This is a genomic window from Pseudomonas sp. LBUM1674, assembly GCF_059695635.1.
Map to the genome: position 1 here is coordinate 5,642,715 of NZ_CP166779.1, position 18,050 is coordinate 5,660,764.

An 18,050-nucleotide genomic window follows, 5' to 3' on the forward strand; every position below is an offset into this window, starting at 1 on the left:
TTTTTCGTCGGATCGCACCAACTCAGAACCAACGCGGACAAAAAAATGCCGAAATGACTGATTAACAAGGATGTGTTCAAATTTTCCAGAGGGCGGCACTGTGTGAATTCAGCACAGCGATCAATATTTTTTGCACCAAAACCGCACAGTGCGTCTACGCTGAGTGCGACGGGCATCCGCCGTTTACTCAATGGCGGGGTGAACCGGTAACGTTTTTGGTGGTCACGCAGTCGGCCGAGGTGACGCAACACCATGCAAACCATGGCGTCAAGCACCTGCAAAACAGGCTTGAACCCCAGGTTTCATGAGGTTTTTACAGCGCCAGACAGGCCTTCAGAAAAAAACCGCGATGGATTTCTGATTTGTGCACGCTTGTTGCATTCACACCCACATCGCCTTTATAGCGTCCGCTGGAAGCGGAAGCCGTCAAGGCACATAAAAACAGCGGCAGGGTTGCCCGATGGAGATTCAAACGTTTCACCAGGGACTCTTTTTACCGATACTCAAGCCCAGGAAAACGACGCTGAAGTTGTCAATCCACTTGCGTCGGGGCTGTAAATTTGCGACATCTACCGAGCCATTTGCGACAGGGTCGTAAAGAAGCTGAAAGGTGAGGTACGCAAGTATCGCCAACATGGTCGGCGTGATATAAGTTTGCGCCGACACAAAAAGAAAGAGCCGCCCAGATAATAAACCAGGTGGGACGGCAGTACTCTTCTAAAAACCAAAGGAGCAAATCACGATGCGCGTGATGAAGTGGAGCATGATCGCACTGGCAGTTGCAGCAGCAGCCGGTACTCAATTGGCAACGGCCGCACCTTTCGTAGGCGACCAGGCCGAAGCCAAAGGTTTTGTTGAAGACGCAAAATTCGACTTGCTGCTTCGCAACTACTATTTCAACCGTGACAAGAAAGACGGCGCAGTCGATGACAAAGACTGGACCCAGGGTTTCCACGGTGTATTCAGCTCCGGTTACACCCAAGGCACCGTAGGTTTTGGTGTTGACGCCTTCGGTTACCTGGCGATCAAACTGGACGGTACCGACAAGCACTCAGGTTCAGGCAACCTGAGCACTAACGCTGCCGGCGAAAACAATGACAGCCAGGGCAAGGCAGGCGGCGCAGTCAAAGTGCGCGTTTCCAAAACCGAACTGAAATTCGGTGAAATGCAGCCGAGCACCGCGCCAGTGTTCGCTGTTGGCGGCTCCCGTATCCTTCCGCAAACGGCCACCGGTTTCCAACTGCAGAGCAGCGAAGTCAAAGACCTTGACCTCGAAGCCGGCCACTTCTACTCGGCGAGCAGCCAGGACAAAAACTCCAGCAAAGGTGGCCTGTACGCCAACTACGCCGGTGTTGAAGCCAACACCATCGATTATGCCGGTGGCAAGTACGGCATCACCGAGAACCTCAGCGCATCGCTGTACGGCGCCCAGCTGGAAGACATCTGGAACCAGTACTACGCCAACCTGAACTACACCATTCCAATGGGTGGCGATCAGTCGGTCAACCTGGACGGCAACATCTACCGCACAGACGATACCGGTAGCGCTAACGCGGGCGAAATCAGCAACACAGCCTACTCGCTGGCAGCTGCTTTCTCGTTCCTGAAAGCTCATACCTTCACCCTCGGCTTCCAGAAAGTTAACGGCGACACTCCGTTCGACTACATCGGCGTGGGCAAGAACAACCGCGGCGGCGACTCGATCTTCCTCGCCAACTCCATCCAGTACTCTGACTTCAACGGTCCTGGCGAGAAGTCGGCTCAAGCACGTTACGACCTGAAAATGGCCGAATACGGCGTTCCTGGCCTGAGCTTCATGACCCGTTACGTTAAAGGTTGGGATATCGACGGCAGCAGCACGCCGGCAGGCAGCCCTTACACAGGTCTGTATGGCGAAGATGGCAAACACCACGAAACCAACCTTGAAGCCAAATACGTAGTACAGGCTGGCCCGGCCAAGGATCTGTCCTTCCGCATCCGTCAAGCATGGCACCGCGCCAACACTGACCAAGGCGAAGGCGATATCAACGAGTTCCGTCTGATCGTCGACTACCCGCTGTCGATCTTGTAATCGAAAGCAGTTAGTTTACCGAAATAAAAAAAGGCCCATCTTCGGATGGGCCTTTTTTATTGGCTACTGCATGCTGTTTAACGAATCGGGTTCTGCTGAACCCCTCTGACCGAAAGGTCAAACATGAACTACCCCTTTCATTACGCCGGGGCGGAGTCCTGAACTACTCGAATGACCCGCTGCGGAAACGGAATATCGATCCCGGCCGTTTTCAGCCGATCGCGCGATTGCTCATTAAACATGAACATCACACTCCAATAATCGGCAGTTTTCACCCACACGCGCAGGGAAACAGTGATCGAACTGTCACCCAGGGTGGAAATCACCGCTTCCGGTGCCGGGTCGGTCAATACACGCGGGTCCTTCGCCAGTTCGAGCAGTACTTCACGGGCTTTCTGCAAATCCGCCTCGTAATCCACACCCACATCAAACACCACCTTGCGGGTTGGCTGACGGTTAGTGTTGGTGATGATGCCATTCGACAAATTGCCGTTAGGGACGATGATGGTTTTGTTATCGCCGGTACGCAGCACGGTATGGAAAATCTGGATGCTGTCGACGGTACCGGCCACACCCTGGGCTTCAATCCAGTCGCCAATGCGGAACGGACGGAACAACAGAATCAGCACGCCACCGGCGAAGTTCGCCAGGCTGCCCTGCAAGGCCAGACCAATGGCCAGACCAGCCGCACCGATGGCGGCAACAAACGAAGTGGTTTCCACGCCGATCATCGAGGCCACGCTGACGATCAGCAACACCTTGAGAATAATATTCGCCAGGCTGCTGATGAAGCCTTGCAGCGCCAGGTCGGCGTTACGCAGCGCCAGCAGCCCGCCGAGCTTTTGCGTCACTTTGTTGATCAGCCACCAGCCAATGGCCAGGGTGATGATCGCCAGCAATACACGACTGCCATATTCCATGATCATCGGAATCCAGGCCTGGGATGCCTTGACCAGATTGTCCACTTCAGCATTCAAATCCATCTTCTTTCTCCTGATTCCCGGCTACCCGGCACGCGAAAAATGAGCGGCAGAAAAGACACGCCCTTTGCGGGCTCCATCGTTTCTGCCATCGGGCCTCGGACGCCGAAAACGCCGAGAGGTTCCCGCCCGAAAGGTCAATCGCGGAAGTTGTTGAACTGCAGCGGCATGTCGAAGGTCTTGGCGCGCAGGGCGGCGATGGCTTCTTGCAAGTCGTCACGCTTCTTGCCGGTGATGCGCACCTGCTCGCCCTGAATCGCGGCCTGGACCTTGAGCTTGGCGTCCTTGACGTGGGCGACAATTTTCTTCGCCAGCTCCTTGTCGATGCCTTCCTTGAGGACCGCTTCCTGCTTCATCAGCTTGCCAGAGGCATAGGCATCCTTGACTTCAAGGCACTGCACGTCGATTTTGCGCTTGACCAGGGCCAGCTTGAGGATCTCAATCATTGCTTCAAGCTGGAAATCTGCCTCGGCGGTCAGGTTGACGGTCAGGTCCTTTTCCTTGAACTCGAAGCTGCCTTTGCCTTTCAGGTCATAACGACGATCGAGTTCCTTGACGGCGTTCTCGACCGCGTTGGTGACTTCGTGTTTGTCCAGTTCGGATACCACGTCGAACGACGGCATGTAATTTCTCCAATAAAAGGGCATGCTCGATCACGATGGAGCACGCCTGGCTTGCGGTTAAAATCCGCGCTGATTATAACGGGTCTTTCCCATCATTCACTGCGAGCCTCCCATGCGCGCGATAAACAGAGCAAAAAGCTGATGTCCACCACCTGGCATGTTCTGGGCGCCGGCAGCCTTGGCACCTTATGGGCTACACGCCTGGCGCGAGCCGAGGTGCCGGTCCGGCTGATTGTGCGCGACGCCGCGCGCCTTAAGGACTATGGCGCGGCAGGCGGGTTGACGCTGGTCGAGCACGGTGAAGCACAACGCTATCGCGTCCCCGCCGAGACGCCCGACAGCGCTGAACCGATCAATCGACTGCTGGTGGCCTGCAAAGCCTACGATGCCGAGCAAGCCGTGGCCCGAGTGGCGCCGCGCCTGGCCCCTGGCGCAGAGTTGATTCTGTTGCAGAATGGTCTTGGCAGTCAGGATGCCGTCGCGGCACAGGTGCCGCAGGCGCGCTGCATCAGCGCTTCAAGCACTGAAGGCGCCTTTCGCGATGGCGACTGGCGTGTGGTATTTGCCGGACACGGTTACACCTGGCTGGGGGACGCCGGTCATCCGGTGGCGCCGATCTGGCTGGATGATCTGGACGCCGCAAGTATTCCCCACGAATGGAGCACCGACATCCTGACCCGGCTGTGGCGAAAACTGGCGCTCAACTGTGCGATCAATCCGTTGACCGTGCTGCACGATTGTCGCAACGGCGGCCTGCAGGACCATCATTGCGAAGTCGCTACCCTCTGCGGCGAACTGACGGAACTGCTCGAGCGTTGCGGACAACCGGCCGCCGCCGAGGACCTGCAATCGGAAGTCGAACGGGTGATCCACGCCACCGCCGCCAATTATTCGTCGATGTATCAGGACGTCAGCCACCGGCGCCGGACCGAAATCAGCTACCTGTTGGGTCATGCCTGCAAAGTGGCCTCCCGGCATCAGTTGAACCTGCCGCACCTCAATCAACTTCAGCAACGGTTGAGGACCCATCTGCATAGCCTTGGATTGCCCAGCGAGTGAGCAGCGGCTACGCTGGCCACTTGTTCCTTCTCAGCGATGAACCTGATGCCATTGCGCCAGCGCCTCGAAAACCTTCCAGTCGGCCAGAAACTGCTGGCCGCCCTGCTGGTGCTGTTGACCACCGTCCTGCTGGTCGCCAACCTGACGTTTATCAGCGCTGCGTACTACATTTCCCAGGAAAGCATGGCACCCCAGGCCTTGCAGACCATCGGACGCCTGGTGTCCAACCCGAGCCTGGTGTCCGACGCCCTGAAGTCGCCGCAAAGCGCCGAACGCTTGCTCAACGAACTCAACAGTTATTCCCCCCTGCGCGCAGCGGCCCTTTATGACGGCAAGGGCGAGCGGCTGGCGCAGCTGCAGCATGGCGAAAAGCTGAAGCTGCCGGAGCGCTACCGGCATATCGAATCCTGGCAGGCCACCGAGTTTCGCAGCAATCAAGTGATCACCCTGCCCCGCCCGGGCACTGCGCCCGGGCACCTGTTACTGGTGGCCAGCAGCGAATTGCCGATGGCGTTCTACACCGGCACCCTAACCGCCAGCCTCGGGATTCTGATCTTCAGCGTCCTGTTGTGGCTGGTGATCGCCCGCCAGATCAAACGGCTGATCACCCGGCCGATCCATCAGCTCGAGGAGTTGTCCCGGCAAGTGACCCGGGAGGAGAACTACGCCCTGCGCGCCTCTCGCGGCAACCATGACGAAATCGGCAGTCTTGCCGAGGCATTCAATACCATGCTCTCGCGCATCGAGGCCAGGGAACAGCAACTCAAACGGGCCAGGGATGATTCCCAGGCTGCTTATGATCAGGCCCAGGGCCTGGCCGAAGAAACCCGTCATACCAATCGCAAGCTGGAACTGGAAGTCCAGGTGCGCAGCAAGATCGAAAAGAAGCTCACCGGGTTCCAGAACTACCTCAACAGCATTATCGACTCCATGCCCTCGGCGTTGATTGCCCTCGATGAACAACTCTATGTCACCCAGTGGAATCAGGAGGCCAGCGCCCTGTCCGGCACGCGCCTGGACGAGGCCTTGAACCAGCCGATTTTCCTCGCCTTCGAGCCGCTCAAGCCGTTTCTGCCGCAGCTCAAGCAAACCGTCGAACAGCACACGGTGGCCAAGATCGAGCGCGTGACCTGGTTCAAGGACGAAGAACCCAGGCACTACGCCCTGACGTTCTATCCGTTGATGGGCGGCGCCGGGCGTGGCGTGGTGATCCGGATCGACGACATCACCCAGCGCCTGTCCCTGGAAGAAATGATGGTGCAATCGGAAAAAATGCTGTCGGTTGGCGGTCTCGCCGCCGGCATGGCCCATGAGATCAACAACCCGTTGGGGGCGATCCTGCACAACGTGCAAAACATTCGCCGACGGCTGTCCCCCGACCTGCCAAAAAACCTTGAACAGGCCGAGCAAATCGGTGTTCAACTGGAGACGGTCAACCAATACCTGCAAGCGCGAGAAGTGCCGCAGTTGCTCGATGGCATTCAACAGGCGGGTGCCCGGGCGGCGAAGATCGTCACCCATATGCTCAGCTTCAGCCGCCGCAGCACCCGGCAAATGGCCCCCTGCGATCTGCCGGCGTTGATCGATCAAGCTGTGGAAATTGCCGGTAACGACTTCGACCTGGCCATCGGTTTCGATTTCAAGGGTCAGGCGATCATTCGCCAGTTCGATCCGGCATTGGGCCCGGTGCCCGGTACGGCCAACGAACTGGAACAGGTACTGCTCAACCTGCTGAAGAACGCCGCGCAAGCCATCCACCAGCGCGAAGACGACCGCGAACCGGGGCGGATCATTCTGCGCACCCGGCTGAATCCTCCCTGGGCGGAAATCCAGGTCGAGGACAACGGCATCGGCATGAGCGAGAGCGTGCGCAAGCGTACATTCGAGCCGTTCTTCACCACCAAGGAAATCGGCCAGGGCACCGGTCTTGGCCTGTCGGTTTCATATTTCATCATCACCAACAACCACAAGGGCCAGATGGAAGTGCAATCGACCCTCGGACAAGGCACCTGCTTTACCTTGCGCCTACCCTTGGCGGGCACCCCGCTCGTCTCTCAAGAACTCAATCAGCTATCGAGGTAACCATGGGCTTTCGCTTGTCGAAGATTTACACCCGCACCGGCGACAAAGGCGAAACCGGGCTGGGCGACGGTCGCCGCGTGCCCAAGGACCATCCGCGGATCGAGGCCATTGGCGAGGTCGATACGCTGAACAGTCAAGTGGGTGTGCTGTTGGCCGGGTTGGCGGCGGAATGCGCTGTTTATCCGGCGTTGAACGAGGTGATCGAGATTTTGGCGCCTTGCCAGCATCGCTTGTTCGACCTGGGTGGTGAGCTGGCGATGCCGGTGTATCAGGCATTGGATCTGGTAGAGATCGAGCGGCTGGAAACGGCGATCGATGTGTGGAATGAAGAACTCGGGCCGCTGGAGAACTTCATCTTGCCGGGTGGCTCGGCGTTGATTGCCCAGGCTCATGTCTGCCGCAGCCTGGCCCGCAGTGCCGAGCGGCGGTGTCAGCAGTTGAATGCGGTTGAGCCGTTGGCCGGCGTCGGGCTGGCCTATATCAATCGGTTGTCGGATTTGTTGTTTGTGGTGGCAAGGTTGATTGCCAAGCGGCAGGGGGTTGCGGAGATTTTATGGCAGCCGGCGGCCAAACCCGGAGTTTAGTCGGCGCCTGTCAGGACGCCATCGCGAGCAAGCTCGCTCCCACAGTGGACCGGGTTCTTCCTGAAGAAATGCGATCCACTGTGGGAGCGAGCTTGCTCGCGATGAGGCCGGTAGCCTCACCGCAGAATCAAGCCTGAGGCCAGAACGCCCGAATCCCCGCCACACCCTGCGCCCCTGCTGCCCAAGCCTTCTGCTGCTCCGCCGGGCCAACGCCACCGAGCAAGAACACCGGTTTGCTGAAACCTTCGATCAACGCCGAAGCCTGCTCCCAACCCAACGGCTGAGCATCAGGATGGGTCATCGTCGGCTGCACCGGCGACAGTGTCACAAAATCCACACCCATCTGTTCGGCCAGCGCCAATTCTTCAGCGTCATGGCAAGACGCCGCCAACCAGCGCGACGCCGGTAGCGGGCGGCCTGCTGCTGCGTACTTGCGCAGTTGCTTTGAGGTGATGTGCCAGCCGGCAGACGGAAAATCTCCCAGCCATTCGAATGGGCCCTTGATCATCAACTGCGCCTTGCCGGCACACAGCCCCGCTGCGTCCACCGCCAGATCGCGGTACTTCGGATCGTAACCGTTGGGTGCCCGCAGCTGGATCAGTTTGATGCCACCGGCAATGGCTTTCTGGATACCGCGCAGCAAGGCCGGGGTGTCCAGGTCTTCAGGGGTGATCAGGTACTGCGCCGGGAGTCGTGCCGCCGCAACGATCGGCTGGTTAGCCGCCGGGAACTCGTAGTTCAGCAGGTCACGGTGCGCCACCCACTCCAGAGGCTGGCCCTCGGCCCCGTGAGGCTCGCCGGAAAAGTCGGAGACTTCCCAGACATCCAGCAACACCTGCTTGTCGGGGTAATCATGCCGGACCTTGATCAATGGGCGCGCCGCGTTGACCACGATACCCAGCTCTTCGTTGAGTTCGCGGGCCAGGGCCGTTTCGACGGATTCGTCGTCCTCGATCTTGCCGCCCGGAAACTCCCATAGACCACCCTGGTGTTGGGTATCGGCACGGCGGGCGATGAGGATCTTGCCACTGCTATCGCGGATGACGGCGGCGGCTACGTGCACTCGTTTCACTGTCCGACCTCCTCCAGACCTGCCTTCTGCCAGGCCTTGAAGGCTGGCCATTGGTAGATCGTGTTGACGTAGGCTTCGTCCACCGGGGGCAGCTTCACCTGATAGGTGCGCAGGCGTACCGCGATCGGCGCAAAAAACGCGTCGGCCAGGGTCGCGCCACCAAACAGGAACGGACCGGTTTCGGTCGCGACGGCGCGGCACTCGGCCCACAACGCCAGCATGCGTTCAATGTCTGCCTGGACGTCAGTCGGCATCGGCGACAGCGGGGCGTCGCGGCTCAGGTCGAACGGCATGTTATTGCGCATGGCGAAGAACCCGGAATGCATCTGCGCACAGGCCGAACGCGCCTGGGCACGGGCGGCGGTGTCTTTGGGCCAGAGCCCGGCTTCGGGAAACTGTTCGGCCAGGTATTCGGCAATGGCCAGGGAATCGGCGATGGTGCCGTGTTCGGTCTTCAGCAGCGGGACTTTCGCGGTGGGCGAATGCTTGAGCAGGCGTTCGCGGGTGTCCGGCTGGTTCAGCTTGATCAGTTCTTCGGTGTAAGGGGCGCCAGCCAGGTCGAGGGCCAGGGCGCCGCGCAGGGACCAGGAGGAATACAGTTTGTCGCCGATGATCAGGTGGAGGCTCATGTTCGGGACCTTTTGATGGAGGGAACAAGCCAGTCTATGCAGTGACTGACAGACCGTCATCGCGAGCAAGCTCGCTCCCACATTTGATCCTGCAGTACACACCTGTTGTGTTCACTGAAGATCCCCTGTGGGAATCCTGCAGTACACACCTGTTGTGTTCACTGAAGATCCCCTGTGGGAATCCTGCAGCACACACCTGTTGTGTTCACAGAAGACCCCCTGTGGGAATCCTGCAGCACACACCTGTTGTGTTCACAGAAGACCCCCTGTGGGAGCGAGCTTGCTCGCGATTGTAGCGACACGGTCTAAACGTAATTACGTGCGGTATTCGGCGTTGATCTTCACGTACTCGTGGGACAAGTCGGTAGTCCAGATGGTTTCGCTGCAATCGCCGCGACCCAGTTCGATACGGATAGTGATTTCTGCCTGCTGCATCACCGCCGCGCCCTGGGCTTCGGTGTAGGTCGAGGCGCGGGCGCCACGGCTGGCGATGCACACTTCGCCGAGGAACACGTCGATCTTGCTCACGTCCAGGTCCGGTACGCCGGCACGGCCGACGGCGGCCAGGATGCGACCCCAGTTCGGGTCGGAAGCGAACAGCGCGGTCTTGATCAAGGGCGAATGAGCCACTGTGTAGCCAACGTCCAGGCACTCCTGATGATTGCCGCCACCGTTGACTTCGACGGTGACGAACTTGGTCGCGCCTTCGCCGTCGCGAACGATGGCCTGGGCCACGTCCATGCACACTTCGAATACAGCCTGCTTGAGCTTGGCGAACAGTTCACCGCTCGCGCAAGTGATTTCCGGTAGCGCAGCCTGACCGGTGGCAATCAGCATGCAGCAGTCGTTGGTCGAGGTATCGCCATCGATGGTAATGCGATTGAACGACTTGTTGGCGCCGTCCAGCATCAGGTTTTGCAGTACCTCGCGCGCGACTTTGGCGTCGGTGGCGATGTAGCCGAGCATGGTCGCCATGTTCGGACGGATCATGCCCGCGCCTTTGCTGATACCGGTGACGGTGATGGTCACGCCGTCATGCTGGAACTGGCGACTGGCGCCCTTGGGCAGGGTATCGGTGGTCATGATGCCCGTGGCGGCAGCTTCCCAGTTATTCACCGACAGGTCATCGAGTGCGGCTTGCAGCGCGCCTTCGATCTTCTCGACCGGCAGCGGCTCACCGATCACGCCGGTGGAGTACGGCAGTACCTGGCTGGCATCGACGCCGGTCAGTTCAGCCAGTTTGGCACAGGTGCGCTCGGCGGCGGCCAGGCCTGGTTCACCGGTGCCGGCATTGGCATTGCCAGTGTTGGTCAGCAGATAACGTACCGAGCCTTGTACACGCTGTTTGGCCAGGATCACGGGAGCTGCGCAAAACGCGTTCAGGGTGAACACGCCCGCCACGGTGGAGCCTTCGGCACAGCGCATGACCACGACGTCCTTGCGCCCGGGGCGCTTGATACCGGCCGAGGCGATACCGAGTTCAAAACCGGCAACCGGGTGCAACGTTGGCAAAGGACCAAGACCAACAGCCATGAATGCGCTCCTTAATAAATGATGTCAGCACCGTTTTCAGGAAGAACGGTGGTTTAAATGGCAAAACGCCGCGACGGCTGATGCCGGTCGCGGCGCGGTATTTCAACGTACGAAACGGGTGTTACTGGATCTGCCCGTGGCAATGCTTGAATTTCTTGCCCGAACCGCAATAGCACAGTTCGTTGCGACCCAGCTTCTGTTCGTTACGTACCGGCGCGGTGGCGAGGGCAACGTCGACCTCTTCACCGAGCAGTTGCGGCTGCTCAAGACCCGGTGCTTCATCGTGCTGGAACTGCATGCGCGCCGCCAGTGCTTCGGCTTCCTGACGCAGACGCTGCTCTTCTTCGATCGGGTCTTCGCGGCGAACCTGAACGTGGGACAGCACTCGGATCGAATCGCGCTTGATCGAATCCAGCAGCTCGGAGAACAGCGTGAACGACTCGCGCTTGTATTCCTGCTTCGGGTTCTTCTGGGCGTAACCACGCAAGTGGATGCCATGACGCAGGTGATCCATGGTCGACAGGTGGTCTTTCCACAGGTCGTCGAGCACACGCAGCACGATCTGCTTCTCGAAGGTGCGCAGCGCCTCGGCACCGGCCTGGTCTTCTTTCTCGTTGTACGCCGCGATCAGTTCGTTCAGCAACTTCTCGCGCAGGGTCTCTTCATACAGATGATCGTCTTCGTCAAGCCATTGCTGGATCGGCAATGCCACGCCGAAGTCGCTCTGCAGCGCCGCTTCCAGACCGGCCACGTCCCACTGCTCAGGCAGCGATTGCGGTGGAATGTGCGCACTGACAGTGGCGCTGAGCACGTCCTGACGGAAGTCGGAGATGGTTTCGCCGATGTTGTCCGCGGCCAGCAACGTATTACGCATGTGATAGATCACTTTACGTTGTTCGTTGTTGACGTCGTCGAACTCGAGCAGTTGTTTACGAATGTCGAAGTTACGGCCTTCAACCTTGCGCTGGGCCTTCTCGATGGCGTTGGTCACCATGCGGTGCTCGATCGCTTCACCGGACTGCATGCCCAGGGCCTTCATGAAATTCTTCACCCGGTCCGAGGCGAAGATACGCATCAGGCTGTCTTCCAGCGACAGGTAGAAACGGCTGGAGCCGGCGTCACCCTGACGACCGGCACGACCACGCAGCTGGTTGTCGATGCGGCGCGATTCGTGACGCTCGGAAGCGATCACCTGCAAGCCACCCGACTCCAGCACTTGCTGGTGACGTTTCTGCCAGTCGGCCTTGATCTGGGCGATCTGCTCCGGCGTTGGATTCTCCAGGGACGCAACTTCCACTTCCCAGTTGCCGCCCAACAGGATGTCGGTACCACGACCGGCCATGTTGGTGGCGATGGTCAGTGCGCCCGGGCGACCGGCCTGGGCAATGATCTCGGCTTCCTTTTCGTGGAACTTGGCGTTCAGAACCTTGTGTTCGATGCCTTCCTTGTCGAGCAGATCGGACATGTGCTCGGACGTTTCGATGGTTGCAGTACCCACCAACACCGGACGGCCCTGGGTCATGCATTCCTTGATGTCGTTGATGATCGCCGCGTATTTCTCTTCGGCGGTCAGGAACACCAGGTCGTTGTAGTCTTTACGCGCCAAAGGCTTGTTCGGCGGGATCACCATGACCTGCAGGCCATAGATCTGATGGAACTCGAACGCTTCGGTATCGGCGGTACCGGTCATGCCGGACAGCTTGTTGTACAGGCGGAAATAGTTCTGGAACGTGGTCGAGGCCAGGGTCTGGCTTTCGGCCTGGATGTTCAGGTTTTCCTTGGCTTCGATGGCCTGGTGCAGGCCTTCGGACAAACGGCGACCCGGCATGGTACGACCGGTGTGTTCGTCGACCAGAACCACCTGACCGTCCTGCACGATGTATTCGACGTTGCGATTGAACAGTTTGTGCGCACGCAGGCCAGCATAAACGTGGGTCAGCAGGCCCAGGTTGTGGGCCGAATACAGGCTCTCGCCTTCAGCCAGCAGGCCGACGCTGGTCAGCATGTCTTCGATGAACTGGTGACCGGCTTCGTTGAGCTCGACCTGACGTGTCTTCTCGTCGACGGTGTAGTGGCCGGCCTTGGTGACTTCGCCTTCCACTTCTTCGACGTGCAATTGCAGCTGCGGGATCAGTTTGTTGATCTCGATGTACAGCTTGGAACTGTCCTCGGCCTGACCGGAGATGATCAGCGGGGTACGGGCTTCGTCGATGAGGATGGAGTCGACTTCGTCGATCACGGCAAAATTGAGTTCGCGCTGGAATTTTTCTTCCATGCTGAACGCCATGTTGTCGCGCAGGTAATCGAAACCGAATTCGTTGTTGGTGCCGTAGGTGATGTCGGCGGAATACGCCAGACGTTTCTCTTCCGGCGGCTGGAACGGCGTAACCACGCCGACCGACATGCCGAGGAATTCGTAGAGCGGACGCATCCAGTTGGCGTCACGGCGGGCCAGGTAGTCGTTCACTGTCACAACGTGCACGCCCTTGCCGGACAACGCGTTGAGGTAAACACCCAGGGTTGCCACCAGGGTCTTGCCTTCACCGGTACGCATTTCCGCGATCTGGCCTTCATGCAAGGTCATGCCGCCGATCAGCTGGACATCGAAGTGGCGCATACCCATGACGCGCTTGCCGGCTTCGCGGGCGACCGCAAAGGCTTCCGGCAGCAGCTTGTCGAGGGTTTCCCCTTTGGCGATGCGGGCCTTGAACTCGTCAGTCTTGGCACGCAATTGATCGTCCGAAAGGGCCACCATTTGCTCTTCGAAGGCATTGACGAGTTGCACCGTCTTGAGCATGCGTTTGACTTCACGCTCGTTCTTGCTTCCAAAAAGTTTCTTTAACAAAGGCGCAAACATATCGGCAGGATCTTCCACACTAAAGGGATGGAGGGCGGCCCCGTGAGTCGCCCGAGCAGCCCTCATGGCCGCATGCGAACGAGCATTCTACCCGGAAACGATGGTGAGGAAAGTGGCGTTATTCCACGATGCCGGCACAGCGCTGTGACGGGGCCCACTTAAAATAAGGGCTTTTTGCTGAACTTCAAGCCGTTCACGGCATAAGTTACTCGTTGATTTAATGGGTAAAGCGCTCGCAACGCAATGGGTCGGGCGCATGCGGTGCTTTCTGCTACCATGGCCGCTCTGTTACTTCAGGTGTCTGATCATGGCATTTCGCCCTCTTACGGCCAGAGCACCCGCCGTTCTGCTTCGCGAAGCCAAACCGCTCAAAGCCATCTTTGGCCACGCCCAACGCCTGGGTCATTTGCAACGCCTGGTGGAAAGCCAGTTGCAGCCCGCTGCCCGTGAACACTGCCATGTGGCGTCGTGGCGCGATGGCAGTTTGTTGCTGATTGTCACCGACGGTCACTGGGCCACTCGTTTGCGTTACCAGCAAAAGCGTCTGCAGCGGCAATTGCAGCTGTTCGATGAGTTCGCCAGCCTGACGCGGATTCTGTTCAAGGTGCAGCCGCCGACCGTTCAGCAAGGGGCGGCTGGCCATACCATCAGTTTGTCGACCGATGCGGGGGCAACCATTCAGGCCACGGCCGACGGGATCACTGATCCGAATTTGCGGGCGGCGCTGGAGCGACTTGCGGCGCACGCCAAACCCAAAGCCTGACACAGATCTAACTGTGGGAGCGGGCTTGCTCCGGGCGGCGTTCCGACGAATACGGTGTGTCAGCCAATATAGATGTCGACTGACACTCCGTCTTCGTCGGAACGCCGCCCGGAGCAGGCTCGCTCCCACAATTTGACCGTGCCCGCTTGCTAGCGGCGTTTGCTGCCGCCGAGCAATGACCCCATCAAACCCCGTACCAGTTGTCGGCCCAACTGATTGGCCGCCTGGCGCATCGCCGATTTCAACGCCTGACCGGCCGCCGTGCCGAGGAATTCCCCGGCCTTGTCGGTGAAACTTGGCTCTTCGGCTGCCGGTTTACCTGGAGCGGCGTCTGGCTCTGGGGCCAATCCTTTGCGCCCCATCAGCACTTCATAAGCAGATTCCCGATCAATCGGCTTGTCATACCGCCCCTTGAACGGCGACCCGGCGATCAGCACGGTGCGTTCGGTCTCGGTCAGCGGCCCGATCCGCGATTGCGGCGGTGCAACCAATACACGCTGGACCATTCCCGGCGTGCCCTTGTCTTGCAGGGTGCCGACCAGCGCCTCGCCGATCCCCAACTCCGTCAACACCGACAAGGCGTCAAGTGCCGGGTTCGGCCGGAAGCCCTCCGCCACTGCGCGCAGGGACTTCTGCTCCTTGGCGGTGAACGCGCGCAATCCATGCTGGATGCGCAGCCCCAACTGAGCCAGTACGTCATCCGGCAAGTCGCCCGGCGATTGGGTGACGAAATACACGCCCACACCTTTCGAGCGAATCAGCCGCACGACCTGCTCCAGTCGGTCCTGCAAAGCCTTGGGCGTACCGGCGAACAACAAATGCGCTTCATCGAAAAACAGCGCCAGCAGCGGTTTGTCCCCATCACCACGTTCCGGCAGTTGCTCGAACAGTTCGGCCAACAGCCACAACAGGAACGTTGCATAGACCTTGGGTGCTTCGTGGACCAGACGACTGGCATCGAGCAAGTGAATACGCCCGCGACCATCGGCGCCCGGCTGCAGAATATCTTCGAGTTGCAGCCCCGGCTCGCCAAACAGCGCTTCTGCACCCTGTTGTTCCAGGGTCGCCAGACGCCGCAACAGTGCCTGGCTGGAACCCGTGGTCATCAGCGCGGCGTCGTCGCCCAGCAATTCAGGCTGGTCACGCAGGTGATTGAGCAGCGCCTTCAAATCCTTCAGGTCCAGCAGCAACAGCCCTTCGCGGTCCGCGACCTTGAAGGCGGCATACAGCGCCGATTGCTGGCTGTCGGTCAACTCCAGCAGGCTGCCCAGCAGCAACGGCCCCATTTCACTCAAGGTGGTGCGCAAGGGATGACCGGACTGACCGTGGATATCCCACAGGGTCACCGGATACGCCTGGGGTTTGTGATTCAGCCAAGACATCCCGGCAATTCGCTCGGCGACCTTGCCTTGAGGAGCACCGGCAGCGCCCAGGCCGCACAGGTCGCCTTTGATATCCGCCGCAAACACCGCCACGCCGGCGTCACTGAAGGCTTCGGCCAGGCGTTGCAAGGTGACGGTCTTACCGGTGCCGGTGGCGCCCGCCACCAGGCCATGACGGTTTGCCAGACGCATGGCCTGGGCAATCGGCTGTCCCGCGAGGTCGGCACCGATAACGAGTTGCAGCGAATCAGGCATTTTGTCACCCCATGATTAATCTTTGATCCTTCACGGCCGATATAAAAGACTGAATAGCGTCGGTAATTCCCTAAGGAGAGTACGGAAATATCAGCTTGTTTTCACTGCCGCCCATTGTGCGCTCCTTTATAAAAGCACGCCTTTGGCACCACGACCTAAGCGGAACCCCAAGCCATGAACAAAAACCTGCGTTTCAGCCATAAAATCCTGCTTGCCGCCGCCCTCATTGTCATTGCCGCCTTCGCCTCGTTCACGCTGTACAACGACTATTTACAGCGCAACGCCATTCGCCAGGACCTGGACAACTACCTCAATGAGATGGGGGATGTCACCGCCCACACTATCCAGACCTGGCTGGCCGGTCGTATCCTGCTGATCGACAACCTCGCCCAGAACATCGCGATCAATCCTGAACAGTCCACCGTCGCCAGCCTGCTTGAACAGAAAGCCCTGACGTCGACCTTCATGGCGTCTTACCTGGGAGACGCCACCGGCAGCTTCACCATTCGCCCGGACGCCAGAATGCCCGCCGGTTTCGACCCACGGGTGCGCCCTTGGTACAAAGGCGCCGAAAGCAGCAGCACGGCGACCCTGACCGAACCTTACATCGATGCGGCCACTGGCCAGACCATCATCTCCATCGCCACCGCCTCGAAAAAGGCCGGGCAAAGCGTCGGCGTAGTGGGCGGCGACCTGAGCTTGCAAACCTTGATCGACACCCTCAGCGCCCGCGACTTCGACGGTATGGGATACGCCTTCCTGGTCAGTTCCGACGGCAAAATCCTGGTTCATCCGGACAAAGCCCTGGTGATGAAGACCCTGAGCGAGGCGTATCCGGACACTACCCCGCGGATCAGCAGCGACTTCAGTGAAGTGCAGGTGGACGGCAAGACCCGCATCGTCACGTTCACCCCGATCAAGGGCCTGCCCTCGGTCAACTGGTACATCGGCCTGTCGGTGGACAAGGACAAAGCCTTCTCGATGCTGACCGAGTTCCGCGCCTCGGCGGTCGTCGCGACTGTCATTGCCGTGGCCATCATCATCGCCCTGTTGGGCATGCTGATCCGTATCCTGATCCAGCCGTTGCATGTCATGACCCGCGCCATGGCAGACATCGCCGACGGTGAAGGTGACCTGACCAAACGCCTGACCATCCATAACAACGACGAATTCGGCGTTCTCGGCACCGCGTTCAACCGCTTCGTCGAGCGTATTCACGGCTCGATCCGCGAAGTGTCCTCCGCCACCGGGCAAGTCAACGAAGTGGCGTTACGCGTGGTAGCGGCCTCGAACTCGTCGATGTTCAACTCCGACCAACAGGCTTCCCGCACGAGCAGCGTCGCCGCGGCCATCAACCAGCTCGGCGCTGCCGCCCAGGAAATCGCCCGCAACGCGGCGCAAGCGTCGAGTCAGGCCAGCGATGCCCGCAGCCTGGCCGAAGATGGTCAGCAAGTGGTGGGGCGCAGCATTGCCGCGATGAATCAGCTGTCGAGCATGCTCAGCGTCTCAAGTAGCAACATCGAATCGCTGAACAGCAAAACCGTGAACATCGGGCAGATTCTGGAAGTGATCACCAGCATTTCCCAGCAAACCAACTTGCTGGCGCTTAACGCTGCCATCGAAGCGGCGCGTGCCGGTGAGGCCGGTCGTGGTTTTGCCGTGGTGGCCGATGAGGTCCGTAACCTGGCCCACCGGACGCAGGAATCGGCGCAGCAGGTGCAGACCATGATCGAGGAACTGCAAGTCGGCGCCCGCGAGTCCGTCAGCACCATGAGCGACAGCCAGCGTCACAGCCAGGACAGCGTGGAAATCGCCAACCTGGCGGGTGAGCGCCTGAACAGCGTGACCTTGCGAATTGGCGAGATTGACGGCATGAACCAGTCCGTGGCGACGGCGACCGAGGAACAGACGGCTGTGGTGGAATCGATCAATGTGGACATTACCGAGATCAATACGTTGAATCAGGAGGGGGTTGAGAATCTGCAATCCACGCTGCGCGCTTGTGTTGATCTGGAGCAGCAGGCGGGGCGGCTTAAGCAGTTGGTCGGCAGTTTCCGTATTTAGTGCCTGATAGGGCCCCTTCGCTGGCAAGCCAGCTCCTACAAGGATTTGCGTGAACCCTGTAGGAGCTGGTTTGTCGGACCGCCGCACCGCAGCGAA

General features: G+C 59.4%; 14 protein-coding genes and 1 pseudogene. 7 read left to right on the forward strand and 8 right to left on the reverse strand.

What is annotated here, in order from left to right; genetic code table 11:
- Positions 1-313: 313 nt before the first annotated feature.
- A complete protein-coding gene (locus ACA067_RS25985; protein WP_497459112.1) occupies positions 314-481 on the reverse strand; it encodes a hypothetical protein in 168 nt (55 codons plus the stop codon).
- Positions 482-742: 261 nt separating this feature from the next.
- Between ACA067_RS25985 and ACA067_RS25990 the strand changes: the two genes are divergently transcribed.
- A complete protein-coding gene (locus tag ACA067_RS25990; protein ID WP_497459113.1) occupies positions 743-2,071 on the forward strand; it encodes an OprD family porin in 1,329 nt (442 codons plus the stop codon).
- A gap of 140 nt (positions 2,072-2,211) precedes the next feature.
- Here the strand turns inward: ACA067_RS25990 and ACA067_RS25995 are convergent, their stop codons facing one another.
- Together ACA067_RS25995 and ACA067_RS26000 are read right to left on the reverse strand one after the other, a co-directional pair.
- Positions 2,212-3,054 (reverse strand): mechanosensitive ion channel family protein, encoded by an 843-nt coding sequence (locus ACA067_RS25995; protein WP_497459114.1) that lies wholly within the window; start codon positions 3,052-3,054, stop codon positions 2,212-2,214.
- A 134-nt stretch (positions 3,055-3,188) separates the two neighbouring features.
- A complete protein-coding gene (locus ACA067_RS26000) occupies positions 3,189-3,674 on the reverse strand; it encodes a YajQ family cyclic di-GMP-binding protein (RefSeq protein WP_018926510.1) in 486 nt (161 codons plus the stop codon).
- A gap of 141 nt (positions 3,675-3,815) precedes the next feature.
- Here ACA067_RS26000 and ACA067_RS26005 point away from each other — a divergent pair, with 141 nt between their 5' ends.
- Genes ACA067_RS26005 through ACA067_RS26015 form a run of 3 tightly spaced genes read left to right on the forward strand, consistent with a single transcriptional unit; the run spans position 3,816 to position 7,399 of the window.
- A complete protein-coding gene (locus ACA067_RS26005) occupies positions 3,816-4,733 on the forward strand; it encodes a putative 2-dehydropantoate 2-reductase (protein WP_497459115.1) in 918 nt (305 codons plus the stop codon).
- Between the two features lie 45 nt (positions 4,734-4,778).
- Positions 4,779-6,815, forward strand: a complete 2,037-nt coding sequence (locus ACA067_RS26010) for a sensor histidine kinase (RefSeq protein ID WP_497459116.1) — start codon at positions 4,779-4,781, stop codon at positions 6,813-6,815.
- Between the two features lie 2 nt (positions 6,816-6,817).
- Positions 6,818-7,399: a cob(I)yrinic acid a,c-diamide adenosyltransferase gene (locus ACA067_RS26015; protein ID WP_497459117.1), complete on the forward strand. Its 582-nt coding sequence runs from the start codon at positions 6,818-6,820 to the stop codon at positions 7,397-7,399.
- Positions 7,400-7,526: 127 nt separating this feature from the next.
- Here the strand turns inward: ACA067_RS26015 and ACA067_RS26020 are convergent, their stop codons facing one another.
- The 4 genes from ACA067_RS26020 to secA all read right to left on the reverse strand — a co-directional run bounded on the left by ACA067_RS26020 (position 7,527) and on the right by secA (position 13,490).
- A complete protein-coding gene (locus ACA067_RS26020) occupies positions 7,527-8,471 on the reverse strand; it encodes a Nudix family hydrolase (protein WP_497459118.1) in 945 nt (314 codons plus the stop codon).
- Positions 8,468-9,100, reverse strand: coding sequence for a glutathione S-transferase family protein (locus ACA067_RS26025; RefSeq protein WP_497459119.1), 633 nt, complete (start codon positions 9,098-9,100; stop codon positions 8,468-8,470). Before ACA067_RS26025 ends, ACA067_RS26020 begins: the two co-directional genes overlap by 4 nt.
- A 315-nt stretch (positions 9,101-9,415) precedes the next feature.
- Positions 9,416-10,633 (reverse strand): bifunctional glutamate N-acetyltransferase/amino-acid acetyltransferase ArgJ, encoded by a 1,218-nt coding sequence (gene argJ / locus ACA067_RS26030; protein WP_497459120.1) that lies wholly within the window; start codon positions 10,631-10,633, stop codon positions 9,416-9,418.
- 121 nt (positions 10,634-10,754) lie between these two features.
- On the reverse strand, positions 10,755-13,490 hold the full coding sequence (gene secA, locus ACA067_RS26035; RefSeq protein WP_497459121.1) for a preprotein translocase subunit SecA: 2,736 nt from the start codon (positions 13,488-13,490) through the stop codon (positions 10,755-10,757).
- A gap of 307 nt (positions 13,491-13,797) precedes the next feature.
- Between secA and ACA067_RS26040 the strand changes: the two genes are divergently transcribed.
- Complete coding sequence (locus ACA067_RS26040) at positions 13,798-14,253, forward strand: DUF721 domain-containing protein (protein WP_497459122.1); 456 nt, start codon at positions 13,798-13,800, stop codon at positions 14,251-14,253.
- A 149-nt stretch (positions 14,254-14,402) separates the two neighbouring features.
- On the opposite strand, the gene ACA067_RS26045 is transcribed toward ACA067_RS26040, so the two are convergent.
- Positions 14,403-15,890, reverse strand: coding sequence for a helicase HerA-like domain-containing protein (locus ACA067_RS26045; protein WP_497459123.1), 1,488 nt, complete (start codon positions 15,888-15,890; stop codon positions 14,403-14,405).
- Between the two features lie 174 nt (positions 15,891-16,064).
- Here ACA067_RS26045 and ACA067_RS26050 point away from each other — a divergent pair.
- Positions 16,065-17,096, forward strand: a pseudogene (locus tag ACA067_RS26050) (HAMP domain-containing protein); the annotation flags it as partial.
- Positions 17,097-17,189: 93 nt separating this feature from the next.
- Positions 17,190-17,954 (forward strand): methyl-accepting chemotaxis protein, encoded by a 765-nt coding sequence (locus ACA067_RS26055; RefSeq protein ID WP_497462848.1) that lies wholly within the window; start codon positions 17,190-17,192, stop codon positions 17,952-17,954.
- Positions 17,955-18,050: the final 96 nt, after the last annotated feature.